The sequence below is a fragment of the Pseudomonas chlororaphis subsp. chlororaphis genome (genome assembly GCF_003945765.1).
GTDB classification, from domain to species: Bacteria; Pseudomonadota; Gammaproteobacteria; order Pseudomonadales; family Pseudomonadaceae; genus Aquipseudomonas; species Aquipseudomonas chlororaphis.
The window spans coordinates 579,689-595,854 of sequence record NZ_CP027712.1 but is presented as its reverse complement, the minus strand read 5'-3'; the positions used below and the strand labels follow the sequence as shown (position 1 = coordinate 595,854).

The 16,166-nt window shown below is 62.6% G+C and carries 14 protein-coding genes; 2 read left to right on the top strand and 12 right to left on the bottom strand.

Going from position 1 to position 16,166, the window contains the following annotated elements:
* The first annotated feature begins 31 nt into the window (after nucleotides 1–31).
* Nucleotides 32–1,003 carry a hypothetical protein gene (locus C4K27_RS02615; protein ID WP_007921453.1) on the top strand — a complete coding sequence of 324 codons (972 nt, stop codon included), beginning with the start codon at nucleotides 32–34 and terminating at the stop codon, nucleotides 1,001–1,003.
* A gap of 54 nt (nucleotides 1,004–1,057) precedes the next feature.
* Here the strand turns inward: C4K27_RS02615 and hldE are convergent, their stop codons facing one another.
* The 5 genes from hldE to C4K27_RS02585 all read right to left on the bottom strand — a co-directional run bounded on the left by hldE (nucleotide 1,058) and on the right by C4K27_RS02585 (nucleotide 7,076).
* A complete protein-coding gene (hldE, locus tag C4K27_RS02610; protein WP_053259402.1) occupies nucleotides 1,058–2,482 on the bottom strand; it encodes a bifunctional D-glycero-beta-D-manno-heptose-7-phosphate kinase/D-glycero-beta-D-manno-heptose 1-phosphate adenylyltransferase HldE in 1,425 nt (474 codons plus the stop codon).
* A 102-nt stretch (nucleotides 2,483–2,584) separates the two neighbouring features.
* The gene (gene cysC / locus C4K27_RS02600; RefSeq protein WP_053259401.1) at nucleotides 2,585–3,196 is read right to left on the bottom strand and encodes an adenylyl-sulfate kinase; all 612 of its coding nucleotides are present in this window, start codon (nucleotides 3,194–3,196) and stop codon (nucleotides 2,585–2,587) included.
* Nucleotides 3,189–3,893, bottom strand: coding sequence for a sulfotransferase family 2 domain-containing protein (locus tag C4K27_RS02595; RefSeq protein ID WP_053259400.1), 705 nt, complete (start codon nucleotides 3,891–3,893; stop codon nucleotides 3,189–3,191). Before C4K27_RS02595 ends, cysC begins: the two co-directional genes overlap by 8 nt.
* Before the next feature lie 186 nt (nucleotides 3,894–4,079).
* The gene (gene msbA, locus C4K27_RS02590; RefSeq protein ID WP_007922170.1) at nucleotides 4,080–5,888 is read right to left on the bottom strand and encodes a lipid A export permease/ATP-binding protein MsbA; all 1,809 of its coding nucleotides are present in this window, start codon (nucleotides 5,886–5,888) and stop codon (nucleotides 4,080–4,082) included.
* A gap of 15 nt (nucleotides 5,889–5,903) precedes the next feature.
* Nucleotides 5,904–7,076 (bottom strand): O-antigen ligase family protein, encoded by a 1,173-nt coding sequence (locus C4K27_RS02585; RefSeq protein ID WP_053259399.1) that lies wholly within the window; start codon nucleotides 7,074–7,076, stop codon nucleotides 5,904–5,906.
* A gap of 108 nt (nucleotides 7,077–7,184) precedes the next feature.
* On the opposite strand from C4K27_RS02585, the gene C4K27_RS02580 reads away from it, so the two are divergent.
* Nucleotides 7,185–7,790 carry a BUD32 family EKC/KEOPS complex subunit gene (locus C4K27_RS02580; RefSeq protein WP_053259398.1) on the top strand — a complete coding sequence of 202 codons (606 nt, stop codon included), beginning with the start codon at nucleotides 7,185–7,187 and terminating at the stop codon, nucleotides 7,788–7,790.
* Here C4K27_RS02580 and C4K27_RS02575 read toward each other — a convergent pair.
* The 7 genes from C4K27_RS02575 to C4K27_RS02545 form a co-directional block, all read right to left on the bottom strand.
* Nucleotides 7,776–8,879 (bottom strand): glycosyltransferase, encoded by a 1,104-nt coding sequence (locus tag C4K27_RS02575; RefSeq protein WP_053259397.1) that lies wholly within the window; start codon nucleotides 8,877–8,879, stop codon nucleotides 7,776–7,778. The two genes, C4K27_RS02580 and C4K27_RS02575, sit on opposite strands and share 15 nt — an antisense overlap.
* A gap of 48 nt (nucleotides 8,880–8,927) precedes the next feature.
* The gene (locus tag C4K27_RS02570) at nucleotides 8,928–9,689 is read right to left on the bottom strand and encodes a glycosyltransferase family protein (RefSeq protein WP_009041874.1); all 762 of its coding nucleotides are present in this window, start codon (nucleotides 9,687–9,689) and stop codon (nucleotides 8,928–8,930) included.
* Nucleotides 9,690–9,743: 54 nt separating this feature from the next.
* On the bottom strand, nucleotides 9,744–10,700 hold the full coding sequence (locus tag C4K27_RS02565; protein ID WP_053259396.1) for a glycosyltransferase family protein: 957 nt from the start codon (nucleotides 10,698–10,700) through the stop codon (nucleotides 9,744–9,746).
* A gap of 84 nt (nucleotides 10,701–10,784) precedes the next feature.
* Entirely contained in the window at nucleotides 10,785–12,191 is a 1,407-nt protein-coding gene (locus C4K27_RS02560) for a PIG-L deacetylase family protein (RefSeq protein ID WP_053259395.1), read from the bottom strand.
* Nucleotides 12,188–13,084 (bottom strand): antimicrobial resistance protein Mig-14, encoded by an 897-nt coding sequence (locus C4K27_RS02555; protein WP_053259394.1) that lies wholly within the window; start codon nucleotides 13,082–13,084, stop codon nucleotides 12,188–12,190. The genes C4K27_RS02560 and C4K27_RS02555 overlap by 4 nt, the downstream gene beginning before the upstream one ends.
* Nucleotides 13,084–14,214 (bottom strand): glycosyltransferase, encoded by a 1,131-nt coding sequence (locus C4K27_RS02550; RefSeq protein WP_053259393.1) that lies wholly within the window; start codon nucleotides 14,212–14,214, stop codon nucleotides 13,084–13,086. The genes C4K27_RS02555 and C4K27_RS02550 overlap by 1 nt, the downstream gene beginning before the upstream one ends.
* The gene (locus C4K27_RS02545; RefSeq protein ID WP_007922192.1) at nucleotides 14,198–15,955 is read right to left on the bottom strand and encodes a carbamoyltransferase family protein; all 1,758 of its coding nucleotides are present in this window, start codon (nucleotides 15,953–15,955) and stop codon (nucleotides 14,198–14,200) included. The genes C4K27_RS02550 and C4K27_RS02545 overlap by 17 nt, the downstream gene beginning before the upstream one ends.
* Nucleotides 15,956–16,166 lie beyond the last annotated feature (211 nt).

The following is a 16,166-nucleotide window of genomic DNA, read 5'->3' as shown; positions in this document are numbered from 1 at the left end:
GCGGCCGACCCCGACGCAAGAAGGAGCCGACATGCCGCGTACGCTCATAAGAAAGAACCCCAGCAACTTCAAGACCCTGCCGCTGTTCGTCGAAGCGACGCCCGAAGGCCTCAGCTATCAGAGCGTCGGCATGCCGCTGAACTTTGCGCAGACCCTGCAGCGCCGGCGCCCGGTTGCGGTGGCCGACGCCGAGCGCTTCGCCCTGGAGCTGGCCAACCTCGGCGTCTCGGTACGCCTGACCCTGCATTGGCAGAACCGCGACTATTGGGTGTTGGTGCGCCAGCGCCGGCAGGATCGCGGCGACGTGGTGCTCAAGCTGATTTCCGGCTACGTCCCGGCCCACGAGCTGAACCTGCCGCTGCATACCGCCATCCAGGAAATCGCCGAAGAATGCCTGCTGGAAACCCCGGAAGGCTGGCTCGGCGGGCGCTTCAACGACACCTGGCTGCCCGCCCCCTACTCGGCGGCCCTGCATTATCGCGAGGCCCTGCCCTTTCGCCTGACGCCGCTATCAGGCGCGGCACGCCCGGTACGCTGCGCCAACCTGCAGTTGCTGGAACGGCCGCGGGCCTATGTGCACCTGCCCACCGCTTCACTGCAGCTGATCTATGACCTGCGCCTGGACGTGCCGAAAGAGGCCAAGTCCCTGAGCCTGTTCCATGTCGACGAACGCCTGGAGGGCGACCAGCTGGTAGCGCGCCTGGATCGCAAGCGCCCGGACCTGTACCTGATGCCACTCAAGGACGGTCAGCCCTGCGCCGAGCTCTATACGTTGAAGAAGGATCAGTTGCACCCGGCGAGCACCCGCGGCCTGTATCTGGCCGAAAGCTTCGCCCGGCAGCAAGGCTGGCTGGTGCGTGACGAGCGGATTCGCTGGAAGGACTGGCTGAAGCAGCAGGGATTGAGTGCGCCGGAGAAGGACTCCAAACTCCAGCGTCTTACCGGCAAGGCACGGCAGATATTGCGCAAGATGGTACCGACCAAGACCAGCCGGCAACGTTGAGCGCTTCACCGCCCACTCCAGCTTTCGCGAGAGTGGGCGGATTGGCGGCAAGCCTTATTCGGTCTTGCGGATCTTCTCGACTATGGCCGTGGTGGAACTGTTCTCCACCAGGCCCAGCACCTTCACCACACCGCCATAAGCCTTGACGATATCGGCGCCGACCACCTGGTCGACCGAGTAATCCCCGCCTTTGACCAGCACGTCCGGCTTGACCTGGGCCAGCAGGTTTTCCGGCGTACCCTCGGGGAAACTGATGACCCAATCCACCGCGCCCAGACCGGCCAGTACTGCCATGCGCCGGTCGACGCTGTTGATCGGACGTCCGGGCCCTTTCAGGCGGCTGACCGAGGCATCGTCGTTGATCGCCACGATCAGGCGATCGCCTTGGGCCCGCGCCTGCTCGAGGTAGGTCACGTGGCCGGCATGGAGGATGTCGAAACAGCCGTTGGTGAAGACGATCTTCTCTTTGTGCGCACGCGCATCGTCGATCGCCAGCAGCAGCTGGTCGAGGCTCAGCACACCGCGCTCGGAACCTTCTTCACGCTGGATCGCGCGACGCAGCTCCGGTGCGCTGATGGCCGCGGTACCCAGCTTGCCGACCACGATGCCGGCGGCCAGGTTGGCCAGGGCCACCGCGTGCGGCAGCTCTTCACCCGCCGCGATTGCCGCCGCCAGGGTGGAAATCACGGTATCGCCGGCACCAGTGACGTCGAACACTTCACGGGCCCGGGCCGGCAAGTGCAGCGCCGGGTGGTCGGGACGCAGCAGGGTCATGCCGTGTTCGCCACGGGTCACCAGCAAGGCGCCCAGCTCCAGGTCGTGCATCAGCTTGGCGCCTTTGCTGACCAGGTCGTGCTCGTCGACACAACCGCCGACTATGGTTTCGAACTCGCTGAGGTTCGGGGTGATCAGGCTGGCGCCGCGGTAAATCGAAAAGTCCTTGCCTTTCGGGTCCGCCAGCACCGGGATGCCACGGGCACGCGCGGCCTGGATCAGCGCCTGATGATTCCTCAGGGCTCCCTTGCCGTAGTCGGACAACACCAGCACCTTGATGCCGTCCAGCAACCGGTCGACTTCAGCGCCCAACGCCAGGGCGTCGGTGGCGAAAGGTTCTTCGAAATCGATACGCAGCAGTTGCTGGTGCCGGCTCATGACCCGCAGCTTGACGATGGTCGGCTGGTGGGCAATGCGTTGGAACAAGGCGCGGACGCCCGCCCCCTCAAGACTGTTGGAGAGACTGTCGGCAGCCTCGTCGTCGCCGGTGACGCCAACCAGCGAGGCCGGTGCGCCGAGCGCGGCAATGTTCAAGGCAACGTTCGCGGCACCGCCCGGGCGGTCCTCGATTTGCTCGACCTTGACTACCGGTACCGGCGCCTCAGGGGAAATCCGTGAGGTACCACCATGCCAGTAACGGTCGAGCATGACATCGCCGACCACCAAGACAGGGGCTTGATCGAATCGCGGCATGGACAACTTCATGGAGCAACCCACATACAAAATGAACAGGGGCGCGATATTAACACAGGGTGAACGCTGCCTAGTTCTACCGCTGCACGAGTATTCGCGATCGCCCCAAACTGTTCATTTATTGAGCAAAAGCGCCATGAGCCGGTCTGTCGCGCAGGCCAATCCAACCGTTTCGGTATCGATCTCGCAGTCAGGATCCAGTGGCGCTTCATAGGGGCTGTCGAGCCCGGTGAAGTCCCGGATACGCCCTTCGCTCGCCGCCTGATAGAGGCCTTTGGGATCGCGTCGGGCACAGACAGCGAACACAGTGCTCACGTACACCTCGAGAAATTCGTCCGCCGCGAACAAGGCCCGGGCAGCGGCGCGCTCCGCGCGAAACGGTGATATTGCCGAAACGATCACGATCAACCCCGCCTCCACCATCAACCTCGCCACCTCGGCCAGGCGCCGGATATTTTCCTTGCGCGCCTCGGCGCCCATGCCCAGGTCACGACACAGGCCGCCGCGCACGTTGTCGCCATCGAGGACAAAGGTATGCAGACCCTGCCCGTTCAACCGCAACTCCAGCAGGTTGGCCAGGGTCGATTTGCCGGCGCCGGACAAACCGGTCAGCCAGATACAGCGCGGACGTTGCTGCTTGAGCGCCGCCCGCTCGATCGCGGTCAGGGACAGACTGCAGGGGCGGATGTCCGGTTGTGGGCAACGCGGTGGCAGGGGCTCATTCATAGCCGAGCATCTCGTAGTCGCGCTGGTAGGCCCGACGCACCAACCGTCGAGTGCGCACCGTGCAGAAGTCCCGGGCGGGCGCCTCGCTCCGTTGCCGCGATTCATTGAGATGCGGCAGAGCCCTGCTCACGCCCAGATACTCGCTGAGCAATTGATAGTCGCGCTGCAGGTGCTCCTGATAGCCGATGAAGTCCATGTCCAGGCGCCCCATGGAGTCCACCAGAAAATCGGTCTGCGGGGCGAAGTGCAGCTGCTTGTGGATATTTTCCGGGTGCAGCCAGCGACCGACAAAATCATCGAAATCGCGATAGTGGCTGACCAGCCGCTGAGCGGCCTGGTCGCGACGACTGAGCTCGTTGCCGCGCAGGAAGGCATAGGCCGAATAGGCCCGCTCCAGGGGATCGCGGACCACGGCGAACTTGAAACTGCTGGCGAACTGCTGGGGAAACTGTTGCTCGTACCAGTACAGGGGTAGATGGCCCGGCGTCCAGCCGTCGAACAATGCCGAGCACAGGCTGCTCCCCGCGCACTTGGGCACATGGATGAACACACAACCGCGCTGACGGAATGGTGCCGGAAAACGGACGTTGGCGGACATGGCCTTGTTCACCACCTGCCGGTCCACCACCGACAGGCGCCCAAGCAAAAACGCCCGTTGCGACTTGGGCAATAACTTCCACAGATAACGTTGCAACATTCCAGTACCCGCGCGACGGGGTTGGCCCCCTCGATTCAGTCGACGATTGAGGCTGGAACCATAACAAGCACGAGGCGCTGGATTATTTAGGCTTGGTCAAGACTGTAAGGGGCGGGATACAAAGACCGCCGGCGCATTGCACGCAGGGGCCGTTCCAGGGTGGGCAGTGCCCACCCTGGCGTTGGCTCAGGCAATGCCTTCGGAAGCAGGCTCGTCCAGGCCCATGGCATGCAGACGCGAGTAGTAGCCGTTCTGCGCCAGCAGGTCGACATGAGTACCGCGCTCGACGATCCGCCCCTGGTCCATGACCAGAATCAGGTCGGCCTTCTCGATGGTCGACAGGCGGTGTGCGATCACCAGGGTGGTGCGTCCCTTCATCACCTTGTCCAGGGCCGCCTGGATATGCCGCTCGGACTCGGTATCCAGGGCCGAGGTGGCTTCGTCGAGAATCAGCAACGGCGCATTCTTCAACAGGGCCCGGGCAATCGCCAGACGCTGACGCTGACCGCCGGAGAGCAGCACGCCGTTCTCGCCGACCTGGGTGTCCAGGCCTTCGGGCAACTGCGAAATGAAGTCCATGGCATAGGCATCCGTCGCCGCCTTCTCGATGTCTTCCCGCGGCGCCCCGGCCAGGTCGCCATAGGCAATGTTGGCGGCCACGCTGTCGTTGAACAGGGTCACATGCTGGGTCACCTGGGCCACATGCCGGCGCAGGTTGCGCAGGCGGTAATCCTCGATCTCCACGTCATCGAGGAGAATCTGCCCCGTTTCGTGGTGATAGAAGCGCGGAATCAGGCTGGCCAGGGTCGACTTGCCGCTGCCGGAGCGGCCGACCAACGCGATCATCTGCCCGGGAGCCGCGCAGAAGCTGATGTCCTTCAGCACTTCCCGGTCGGTGCCCGGATAGGTGAAGCTCAGGTTGCGCACGTCCAGGCGACCCTCGATGCGCTCACGCTCGATCTGTCCCCGATCGACTTCAGGCTCGACGTCCAGCTGTTCAAAGATGCTTTCCGCGCCCGCCACGCCTTTCTGGATGGTCGAACTGACTTCCGAGAGCTGGCGAATCGGCTTGGGCAGCAGGCCCGCCGCGGTGATGTAGGCCACCAGGTCGCCCGCGGTGGCATCGCCACGCAGGAACAGCACCAGGAACATCAGCACCGCCATGGCGGAGTAGATCACCAACTGCAGCATCGGCGTGTAGACCGCACCGGTCTTGGTCATACGCAGCTGTTTATCGGTGTTGCTCTGGCTGGCATCGACGAAACGCTGCTGCTCGTAGCTTTCGCCACCGAAGCTGCGAACCACGCGATAACCTTGAATGGTCTCGGAGGCCACATGGGTCACATCGCCCATCGCCACCTGGATCTTCTTGCTCTGCTTGCGGAATTTCTTGCTGGTGCTGCCAACCATGATCGCAATCAACGGCAGGATCGCCAGCATCACCAGGGTCAGCTTCCAGTTCATCCACAACAGGTAGACGAACAGGAACACTACCGTCAGGCCTTCGCGAATCACCACCTTGATGGCGTCGGTGGCGGCACCGGTGACCATGGTGACGTTGAAGGTGATGCGGGAAATCAGATGCCCGGAGTTATGGGTATCGAAATAGCGGTTCGGCAGGACCAGCAGCTTGTTGAACAGCTCGACCCGCAGGTCATGCACCAGCCCCAGGGAAACCTTCGCCAGGTAGTAGTTGCCGAGGAAAGAGCCGAGCCCCTGCCACGCCGCGATCAGGATGATCAGCAGCGGCACCGCCATCAATAGCTGCAAGTCGCGCAGATAGGGAACGTTGGGGAAGAGCACCGCTTCGGGATTGCTCAAGCCGTCGACGAAATATTTGAGAATGCCCGCCAGCATCGGCTGGGTGGATGCAAATATCACGAAGCCCACGATACTCAGCAGGAAAATGCCTATATAGGGTTTTACATACCCCAACAGCCGAAAATAGATTTTCAGGCTGGAATCCTGTTCCGCTTTGAGCGGTGCATCACTCATCGTCGAGCTCACTGTTTAGGAGGAACGCGGGATTTTATCACAGCCTGTGTGACCGCCCCGTGCCCAGACCAAAACAGTGGCCAGACCGATCGGCAGCCAACTGATGAACCATTCGGCGCGAGGGGTCCCCGTCAGGCTCGCGGCATCGAACTGCATGGCCAGGAAAGAGAACAGCCAGATCCCGATGACGCCCCGGCCATACAGCGTTTCACGGGCGCGCCAGGCTTCGCGCAAGACGGCAAACCAGGCCACGATCCAGAGCAGCAGCCCGGGGATGCCCAATTCAATAGCAATGTGGCTGAACAGGTTGTGGGCGTGATCGAAGACCTGCCCTTCGGCATGCACGCTATAACCTGATCCCAGGCCGAGACCTGTCCATGGATGTTCGGCGATCATCTGCAGACTGGCCATCAGGATCTGCGGACGAAAGGAAACACCACGCGCCAGGACCAAAGGTTCGAGAAACCAGAATGCCGACATTGCCAGCAACAATGCCGCCGCGGCGAACATACGGCTGAGTCGGTCACGGCACCAGATCGGCATCGCCAGCACGGTCAGGAATAGCGCCAGGGCAGCACCGCGACTCTGGCACAGCACGACAAACCCACCAAGCAGCGCCAAAGCCACCAGCCATACGGCTTGAAGACCGCGAGTACGCGGCACCCAGTGCAGCAGCCAGATCGCGGCCAGGCCGATGACATAACCACCCAGGATCGGATGAGCCAGCTCTCCCAACCCTACAAGGCGTGCCCACCAGACATTTCCGTTGATCCAGTAGAACTGGATGATGGCCATCAGTGCTGTCACCGCCAACCCCAACCCGCCCCACTGCATGGTGCGGATCACCCGCTCAGTCCGGGCATTGGCGAAAACCGGGAAGAACAGCAGGAACACTGCGATGTACAGCAAGCGCTTGGCCTCGCGCGACGGGTCCGCCGCTTGCGTCCATGTCAGGCTGATCAGCCCCCATATCGCCAGCCCCAGCAATGCCAGGCCAAGCCAGCGCTGGGCACGCCACCACTCGATCAGGCGCTCACGTACGGACCAGGCCAGAATCATTGCCGGCAACCACAGGAAGGCCACCAGCCCCTGTTGGTAGAGCTTGTTGGTGGGTGCCAGTGCGATGGCCAGCAAAAACCATAGCAACCCGACTGTCATCCATACTTGCGCCCAGCGTGTGGCCTGCATCTACTCGCTCCTAAATGGATCACCCAGCCAACCCGGCATGGTTAAAACAACAACTTTTCGGCATCATTGCCCGTCACTGTGCCCGCCACTTCGACAAGGCTTCCTACGATGCAATGCTCCCGGCTTCCCCAAGCCACTTTGAATCAGATGATTGAAGGCGCCAGAATTCTGGAGGCCGACAGTTACGGCCCGAAAGTCTACCTGTTGCAGGATGGGAATATTCTGAAACTGTTCCGGCGCAAGCGTCTTTTTTCATCCGCCCTGTTTCGGCCCTATTCGAAGCGTTTCATCGACAACGCCGCACGCCTGGAACAACTCGGCGTTCCCACGCTGCAGGTTCTGGACTTCTACCGCCTGGAACAACCCGGCATGACCGCGGTGCTTTACCGACCGCTGCCAGGCGAAACCCTGCGCCAGGTCGCCAGCAAGGAAGGCTTCGACTGGCAGCAGACCTTGCCGGCCCTGGTCGAGCTGATTCGTAGCCTGCACACCTCGGGGATCTACTTTCGCTCGCTGCACCTGGGCAACATCGTCATCACCCCGGATAACCGCTTCGGCCTGATCGATGTGGCCGACATGCGCTTCTTCCGCGGGCCATTGCCGCGCCATTTGATCAAACGCAACCTGCAACACTTCGCCCGCTATATTGCCCGGGAGAAGCTGAATGGGAGCTTTCCGATACAAGCATTGGAACAGGCCCTACTTTCGGCATGACAGCAGGCTGGTGGCCGCCTGGCTGAAGCGCTGCCAGGCCAGATCGGGGGCCAGAGCAGCGTACTGATCCGCCGCGATGCCCCGGGCGGGCAGGCCGAGGGCCTGAAGAATGGCCTCCTGCCAGGCGTCGATGTCATTCACCGGCGCATAACGCCCGGTTGCAGCCAACTGCTCACGAAAGACGGGCAAATCGCTGGTCAGCACCGGTACACCGGACATCACCGCTTCCTGCAGGATCAGCCCCAGGCCCTCGTCCAGCGACGGGATGGCCGCCCAGTCGAATGCCTTGTAAAGCATCGCCGCATGCTTCAGATGCCCAGGCAGCGAAACCTTGTCTTGCAGGCCCAGCCGGTTGATGCGGGCCTCGAGCGCTGCGCGATTCGAACCCTCGCCGATAATCACCAGACGCATCTCCGGCCGGCTCGCCAGGGCCTTGGCGAAGGCCTCCAACAGGCAAGCAAAACCCTTATCGTCCACCAGACGCCCGACCGCGCCGAATACCGGAACATCGTCCGCGGGCAGGCCGAGGGTGGCCCGGGCCTCGGCACGCGGCAGCAGCCTTGCGTTGAACTCGTGCGGATTGAACGCGCTACGCAAGGCCGTCACCGGCATTTGCAAATCGTCTTCGAGGGATGAAGCCAGGGTCTGCGAAACAGCCGCGAGGGTCAGCTGCGAGGCGGGGAACTGCCGGAACAGCTGTTGATCCTCGCGGTGCAAGCGCGTGGAGCCGTGGATCACCACCACCGCACGCATGTGCGGCAATGACTTGAGGACCGGCAACAAGGTACGCGCCACTCCCAGGCCATCGAGCAACAGCACTTGGGCGTCGCTTTCTCGCAACGCCTTGCGAAAACTGGCCCGCAACCAGGGTTTGAGCAAGCGCCAGAAATGCTTGCCCTTCAGCCTCGCCGACGACAGGTTCCACTCCCGGCACTCCCCCACTTCGGCAACGCATCCGGTGGACGAGCCTTGCAGCAGCCAGGTCTTGACCACAGTACCTGGCTCGGCCTGAGAGAGGATTTGCTGGTGAACCTTGTGAACGGAGGCAAACGCACTGCCGCCTGCCCACATGACGTTGAGAATGCTCATTGGGCGCACAGCCCTTTCGCGGTATTCGGGAAAGTGAAACCGGTAGAACTAATGGATAAACCAGCCAATACCGACTCCAGCCAACAGGACTAAAACAAGCTTGATTTGCTCGCGACGACTGCGCCGAGCCTTACGCTGCCGCTCGGCGGCAGTCTCCACATGCAGACCGAAACCTGTATGCAACACCGCATCGCCTTCCAGGCTGACAGCCGTCAGGTTCAGCTCAGCATAGCGCTTGGACAGCGCTTTCTCGCCGCCGTGCCCGGCGAAAGGCGCACACAGCCGATATTGCGCCATCCGGCGCAGGCCCGGGTTCAGGGAAAAGCTCTGCCACTCGGGTTTGTCGGAGATCAGCGGATAACAGGGCACACCGCCGATCACCTCGCGAGCGCCCAAGTGGATGTAAGGGCTATGGACTCGCAGGTCGTGGGCATAACTGCGCAACCAGACCTGCAGGATGTCCTGGCGTTGCTCGAGAATCGCTTTCGAATCCTCGACAAAACCCGGGCGGTAGAACTCCCAGTCGTCTTCGCAATGGAAGATGTAGGGAGTCTTGACCTGCTCGTAGGCCAGGTCGATCGACGCCAACTGCCCGAGCTTCGGCCGGTTGACGAAGAAGGTACAGTGATCTTTCCAGTGGGCGGGCACCGCCGTGCGCACCCGCTCGTCGCCAGCATCTTCGGTGATGAAGACTTCGCGGATCGGCGCACTGTTGAAGCGATCGAAACTCTCCAGCGTGAGCTTGAGCAGGTCCAGGCGACCGCAACTGGTGACCACCAACGTGATGTCACTCTCTTGACTAAACTGCACTTGATTCTCACCTACGACAAAGTGCGATCACTATTAAGGGCTAGGTGACCGCTGTCAAACACCCAGTTTCGAGCGTACACGCTCGATAAAGCTCAAGGGTGCACGAGGCCGCAATGCGGGCTGGAGTTCCTCGACGATACGCTGACCGATACGGGCGAAGCTGAACCGAGAGACCGCCAGATCGCGTCCGTTGCGCGCGATGCTCTGCGCCAGGGCCGGGTCGGCGCGCAACATGGCGAGCTTTTCCTGCAATTGCGGGATGTTCTGATAAAAGACCACGTTGTGCAGGTCCTGCAAACCCAGCGCGCGGTTTTCCGCCTCACCCTGGTCGAATGCCAGCAACACACAGCCACAGGCCATGGCCTCGAAATTCTTGATCATGTATTCGCCCATGCCGACGTCGGCACTGACGAAAAAGCGGATACGGTTGAGCGTGTCGCAATACTCTTCCCCCGATTTGGTCCGCGTCACCACCAAGGGTTCGACCTGGCCGAGCTCATCGAGCAGCGCCTTGCGCCCGCTGTAGGCCACGCTGTTGGTGCTGCCGACGAATGCCAGTTCGATATCCCGCTCGCGGCCCTGATCCTGCAGCAGGGTCTGGTCGTAGCCCTTGGGCACGAATACCGCGTCGAAACCCTCCTCGCGCAGGCGCTCGCTGACCATGAACCCCGAACTGATCACCCGTGCCCACGGCAGGCGGCGGTAGTGCGCGCTGAACTTGCCGGTGTACTTGCAGGGGATGTAGTTCTGGTAGGCGTCGTGCTCGAGGATCACCAGGTTGGGAATGCTGCGGATGAAGCTCGCCTGGCGGATTTCCTGCTTGAAACGCAGGAAGAACACGATGCGGTCGTAGCGCGATACATCCACCTCACGGCGGAAATAGCCACGCAGGTTGCGCTGCTCGTCGCTGCTCAACCACCGCAGGTCGCATTCGCAATGGGCGGCAACGCCTTCGTACAGGCGGTCCAGAATGGCCCGCTGTTCTTTCTGCACCAGAAATAGAACCTTCATCATCTTCCTTGCAGCCGTGAGCAACCGGACAAAAGAGCGAAACTACCCTGGCCGACAGGCAAAAGGGTGTCATGCAATATCAATTTACAAACGCCAGAACAGCTCATGCCGGCGTACCGCCTTGCGGAAAAACTCGTTCTCGCCATAAGGCGAAGCGGCGCGGCCAGCCAGCACACGCTGCAGGACCCGGCGCAGGCGGCGCTTGAACGGCGCCCGCGGCTGCAGGTCATGCATCATGCCCAGGGCCATCGCCTTGTCCCGTTGCTGCTCGATCGATAGCTGCAAGCAGCAGGGCCTGAGCACCTGGGCCGAGTCGAACACCGGCGGCAGGGCAATGCCCGCCCCTGAATCGCCCATCGGCCAGCGGTCGTTGTCATGCAAATGGTTGGCATAACCGAGCAAGGTGGTCGGCTGCCACTCCAGCCCCTGCAACGTTTCCAGTACCGCCTGCTGGGCGCAGATGTGGTCCGGGTGCGGATCGAGGGTCGGATGCGGCAGCACGATCACCTCGGGACGCGCCTTGAGCAGCAGCGCCCGCAGGTCGGCCAGGAGATTGTTCCAGGTCGGCGCGCCATCGGCATCCGCCGGCAGCGGGAACGGGTTGAACTGGCGGAACAGGCGGATATCCGACAGTTCGGCCTCGCGGGACGCCACAGGCCGGTTCGGCGCCGCCTGCATGGCCGGCAGCTGCAGGCAGAAATACCCCAGCTGCACACAACGTTCCTCGGCGACCCCGGCCCAACGCGGCACCGCAATGCTGTCCCAGGCCCGCAGCCGGCCCTTGATCCGCGCCGCATCCGCAGCGTTCATGCCCATCCGCCGGTAATGCTCGGCTTCGATCTCGCCCGCGGTCAACGTGACGATCCAGGCTTCGTCAGCCTGGCTGTACAGGCCGAAGGCAGCCAGTTCGGCATCGTCGGCGTGGGGGGCGATGACCATCACCCGCTGGTGGCGATAGTCCGGCTCGCGGAACACCGACAACAGCGGTTCGCCATGCACCCGACAGAAACGTCCGCGCAATTGCAGCTCGCCGCTGGCCAGAGGTCGGGCCAGCCCACTGAGATTGAGATAACGCAGGCCGTTCACGCCACGCTCGAACGTCTGCCGATCCTGCCCCGCCAAGGAGACAGAAGGATCGAAAAAGCGCCCCAGCCAGCTGCTGCTGACCTTTACCGCGAGGATCAGGGTTTCGTCCCCCGCCAGGTCGATCGCCTGGTCCAGCACCAAGCGCTGCTTGTCCAGGTGGACCTTGGGCTGCTCGGTGCCGAACGGAAAGCTGTACTGATAATCGTCCCGGGGCGAATAAAACAGGTGGTCGGCGAACCAGGCCTCATGGGCCACCCAGGCCAGCACCGCGAGCAGCAGCGGCAGCCACCAGGCCACCAGCACACCGATAGCCACCAGTACCAGCAGGCCGATCAGCAGGCCCAGGCGCTTCTGCCGGCGATGGCGTTTAAGCAACTGTTGCTTGCGACTCGGCGGCTGATTCATACCGTGAACACCGGAACGGGGTTGCACCAGCGATCCTTGTATTCGCGATCGGCGCGACCGAAGGAGAAACGCAGCGGCTTGTCGATGGCCCGCGCCTGCTCCCAGGCGCTTTGCGTATTGAGGAAACTCAACACGCTGCCGGGGCTGAACTCGCGGGTTTCAGGATCGACGCCACCGTTGATGTATTCGACGCTGATCCACTCCGGCGCTTCGACCCGGTACACCAGCTGAATGGCGATCGGCGCATCGTTGAGGAAAATCACCGAACCGATCAGTAACTCGCGCAGCAACTCGATGACGTCGGCCATGCGCTCGGCACCGGTGGCCGGGAACCCCCAGCGCCGCTGGAACAGATCGCAGTAGATGGCCGCCAGCTCCTGGCTGGAGAACTCGCTGACCGGGCGCACCACGCCGCCCGCCTCTTCCAGCAGGCGCAGTTCGCGGCGCTGGTTGTAGCGGAACTTCTTCGACAGCTCTTCAGGCGTGCGAGCCATGGCCAATTGCTCGGCCTGGAGCTTAAGGGTGCTGAACCGGCCCTGGTTCAAGGCCGACAGATAACGACCGCGATGACGCAGCGGGGCCTGGGTCTCAGGCGCCGCCGGCAGGATCAACTCGGCGTTGCCCAGGTCGAACAGGCCTTTCTTGCCACGGCGCTTGAGCACGTCCTTGGACAGCGCCAGGTCGCGCCCCCAGGTCGGGATCGCCGCCCGCAGTTCGCCGGCGTGTTCCCAGGCCAGGTAGCGGACCGGGATGCCCGCCAGGTTCGCCAGCCGCTCCACCACCAGCGGATGGGTGGCGACGCTGCCGCCAAAACGCTGCCAGGCGGCGGCATAAGTCGAGGCGTCGACGACCGACCAGCCACGCTCGCGCCAGCCTTGGAATCGATTGAGCATCAGGGCCTCGCGGTCAGATCGGTAACTTGCGGCAGACGCCAGAAGGCGTCGCGTACAGCACGGTCGGAGAAGCGCTCGCGCAGGCGCTCGAACATCAGCTCGGCGCACAGCAAGCGCTGGTTCTCATCCATTCCGGCCAGGTGTTGCAGGCCCTGGGCCATATGCTCGGCATCGCCCAGCGGGAACAGGATGCCGACGCCTTCGACCACTTCCCTGGCACCGCCACAGGCTGTCGCCAGCAAAGGCACGCCAGCGGCCATGGCCTCCAGCAGCACCATGCCGAATGGCTCGTGGTCGGAACTCAGGGCAAAGGCATCGAAAGCACGGAAATAACGCCGGGCTTCTGTGACCTGGCCGAGGAACAGCACGCGGTCGGCAATGCCCAGCTCGCGGGAAAGGTCCTTGAGGTTCTGCTCCAGACGCCCGCTACCGAGAATCGCCAGCTGGCTTTCCCGAGGCAGCCCCGGCAACGCCGCGGCAAACCCGCGCAGCAGGGTGGCCTGGTCCTTGTCCGGGTGCAGACGCCCGACATTGCCGACGATCCAGGCGGAAGGCGACAACCCCAGCTCCTGGCGCGCTTCGGCCTTGGGCAGTTGGGTCGCCTGCAAGGCTTCGACGTCGATCCGGTTGTACAGCGTCTGGATCCGCGCCGCAGGCCATTGTGGCAGGCAACTGCGCATGTCATCGCGCACCGCGTCGGACACGCCGAGCAAGCTCAGGCGCTTGCGGAACAGGTTGGCGAACAGGCGGCGACTGCCGCGCTGGTAATCGCCAAACGCGTGATGCACGCCGATCACCGGCAACGCGGTGCCCAGCAACGCGATGTAGATCGGCTTGAAACGGTGGGCGATGCAGAAGCTGAAGTTGCGCGACGCGGCGATCTTGCGCATGTCGCGTATCGCCCCCAGCTTCAGGCCACGAATGGCCTTGGAGCTGTATTCCATGAACAGCACTTCATCGCTGGCACAGGCATCGGCCACCTCGGCGTCGGCGACCCCGGTGAGGAACACCGTAGTCACGCGATAGCCGCTGCCCGCGAACAGGCTGGCGTATTGCCGGGCACAGTCCAGGAACGGCCCGTCATAGCCGTGGCAGAACTGCAGGACGTGGCGCTCAGCCGAGCGTGTCATAAGGATCCACGCCGTCTTTGACTACCAGGATGTCTTCCATGATCAGGTACTGCAGATCGGAGCCGAAGAACATGTTCAGGGCGTCGGTCGGCGAGCAGATCATCGGCTCGCCACGGCGGTTGAGCGAGGTGTTCAGCGACACGCCGTTGCCGGTCAGGACTTCCAGGGCCTTCATCATGTCGTAGTAGCGCGGGTTGTATTCGCGCTTGAGCACCTGGGCCCGGGAAGTGCCGTCTTCGTGGACCACTTCCGGCACACGGGTCTTCCACTCTTCCGCCACTTCGAAGGTGAAGGTCATGAATGGCGCCGGGTGATCGACCTTGATCATCTGCGGACCGACGGTGTCGAGCATCGACGGGCAGAAAGGCCTCCAGCGCTCGCGGAACTTGATCTGCTCATTGATGCGGTCGGCCACGCCGGTGGCGCTCGGGCAACCGATAATCGAACGACCGCCCAGGGCGCGCGGACCGAACTCCATGCGGCCCTGGAACCAGGCCACCGGGTTGCCGTCGACCATGATCTTGGCGATACGCTCAGGGGTGTTGTCGATCTGGCGCCAGGCCGGCTTGTTCGGGTGGCGGGCACAGGCGGCGATCACGTCTTCATTGCTGTAGGACGGGCCGAGATAGACGTGTTCCATCTTCTCCACCGGCACGCCGCGAGCATGGGAAACATAGGCCGCGGCCCCGACCGCGGTACCGGCATCGCCGGACGCCGGCTGCACGAACAACTCTTTGACTTCCGGACGGGCGATGATCTTCTGGTTCAGCTTGACGTTCAGTGCACAGCCGCCGGCAAAGGCCAGCTTGCCGGTTTCCTTGAGGATGTCGCCCAGGTAGTGGTCGATCATCTGCAGCGCCAGCTTCTCGAACAGCGCCTGCATGCTGGCCGCGTAGTGGATGTACGGCTCGTCGGCGATGTCGCCTTCGCGCTTCGGACCCAGCCACTCGATCAGTTTCGGCGAGAAGTAGAAACCCTTGCCCTTCTCTTTATAACGGCGCAGGCCGATGACGTTGGCGTAATCGGTGTTGATCACCAGTTCGCCGTTTTCAAAGCTGGCCAGGCGGGAGAAGTCGTACTTGCTGGCATCGCCGTACGGCGCCATGCCCATGACCTTGAACTCGCCATCGAGCATTTCGAAGCCGAGGAACTCGGTGATCGCGCCATACAGGCCGCCGAGGGAGTCCGGATCGAAAAATTCCTTGATCTTGTGGATCTTGCCGTTTTCGCCGTAGCCGAAGAAAGTCGTGGCGTACTCGCCCTTGCCGTCGATCCCGAGGATCGCGGTTTTCTCCTTGAAGCCGGAGCAGTGGTAGGCGCTGGAAGCATGGGCCAGGTGGTGCTCGACCGGCTCGATCTTGATCTTCTTCGGATCGAAGCCCAGTTGCTCGAGGCACCAGACGATCTTGTTGCGATAACGCTTGTAGCGGCGGTTGCCCATCAGAATCGCGTCGAGGGCGCGGTCCGGGGCGTACCAGTAACGCTTGGCGTAGTGCCAGCGGGCCTTGCCGAACAGGCTGATCGGGGCGAACGGAATCGCCACCACGTCAACGTCGGAAGGCTTGATGCCGGCCTGTTCCAGACAGAACTTCGCCGATTCGTAGGGCATGCGGTTCTTTGCATGTTTATCGCGTACGAAGCGCTCTTCTTCAGCCGCCGCCACCAGCTTGCCGTCGATGTACAGCGCTGCGGAAGGATCATGGCTAAGGGCGCCGGACAGGCCAAGAATCGTCAATGCCACAGGGGTCTAGCCTCTTAAGTCTGCATGCAGGCGACGTGCGCCTGGAATTAATGTGCTCCCCGCCACGGGCGAGAAACAGCTAAAGGGCGGGATTATAGCGTAAACCTGCCGCGGGATGATCCTTGACGTTTCAGCACCGGGCACTGGCGCCCAATATGGCCTGCGAGGGATCTGTAGCCGCTGCCGCAGGCTGCGACAAGGCTCGAAGAGC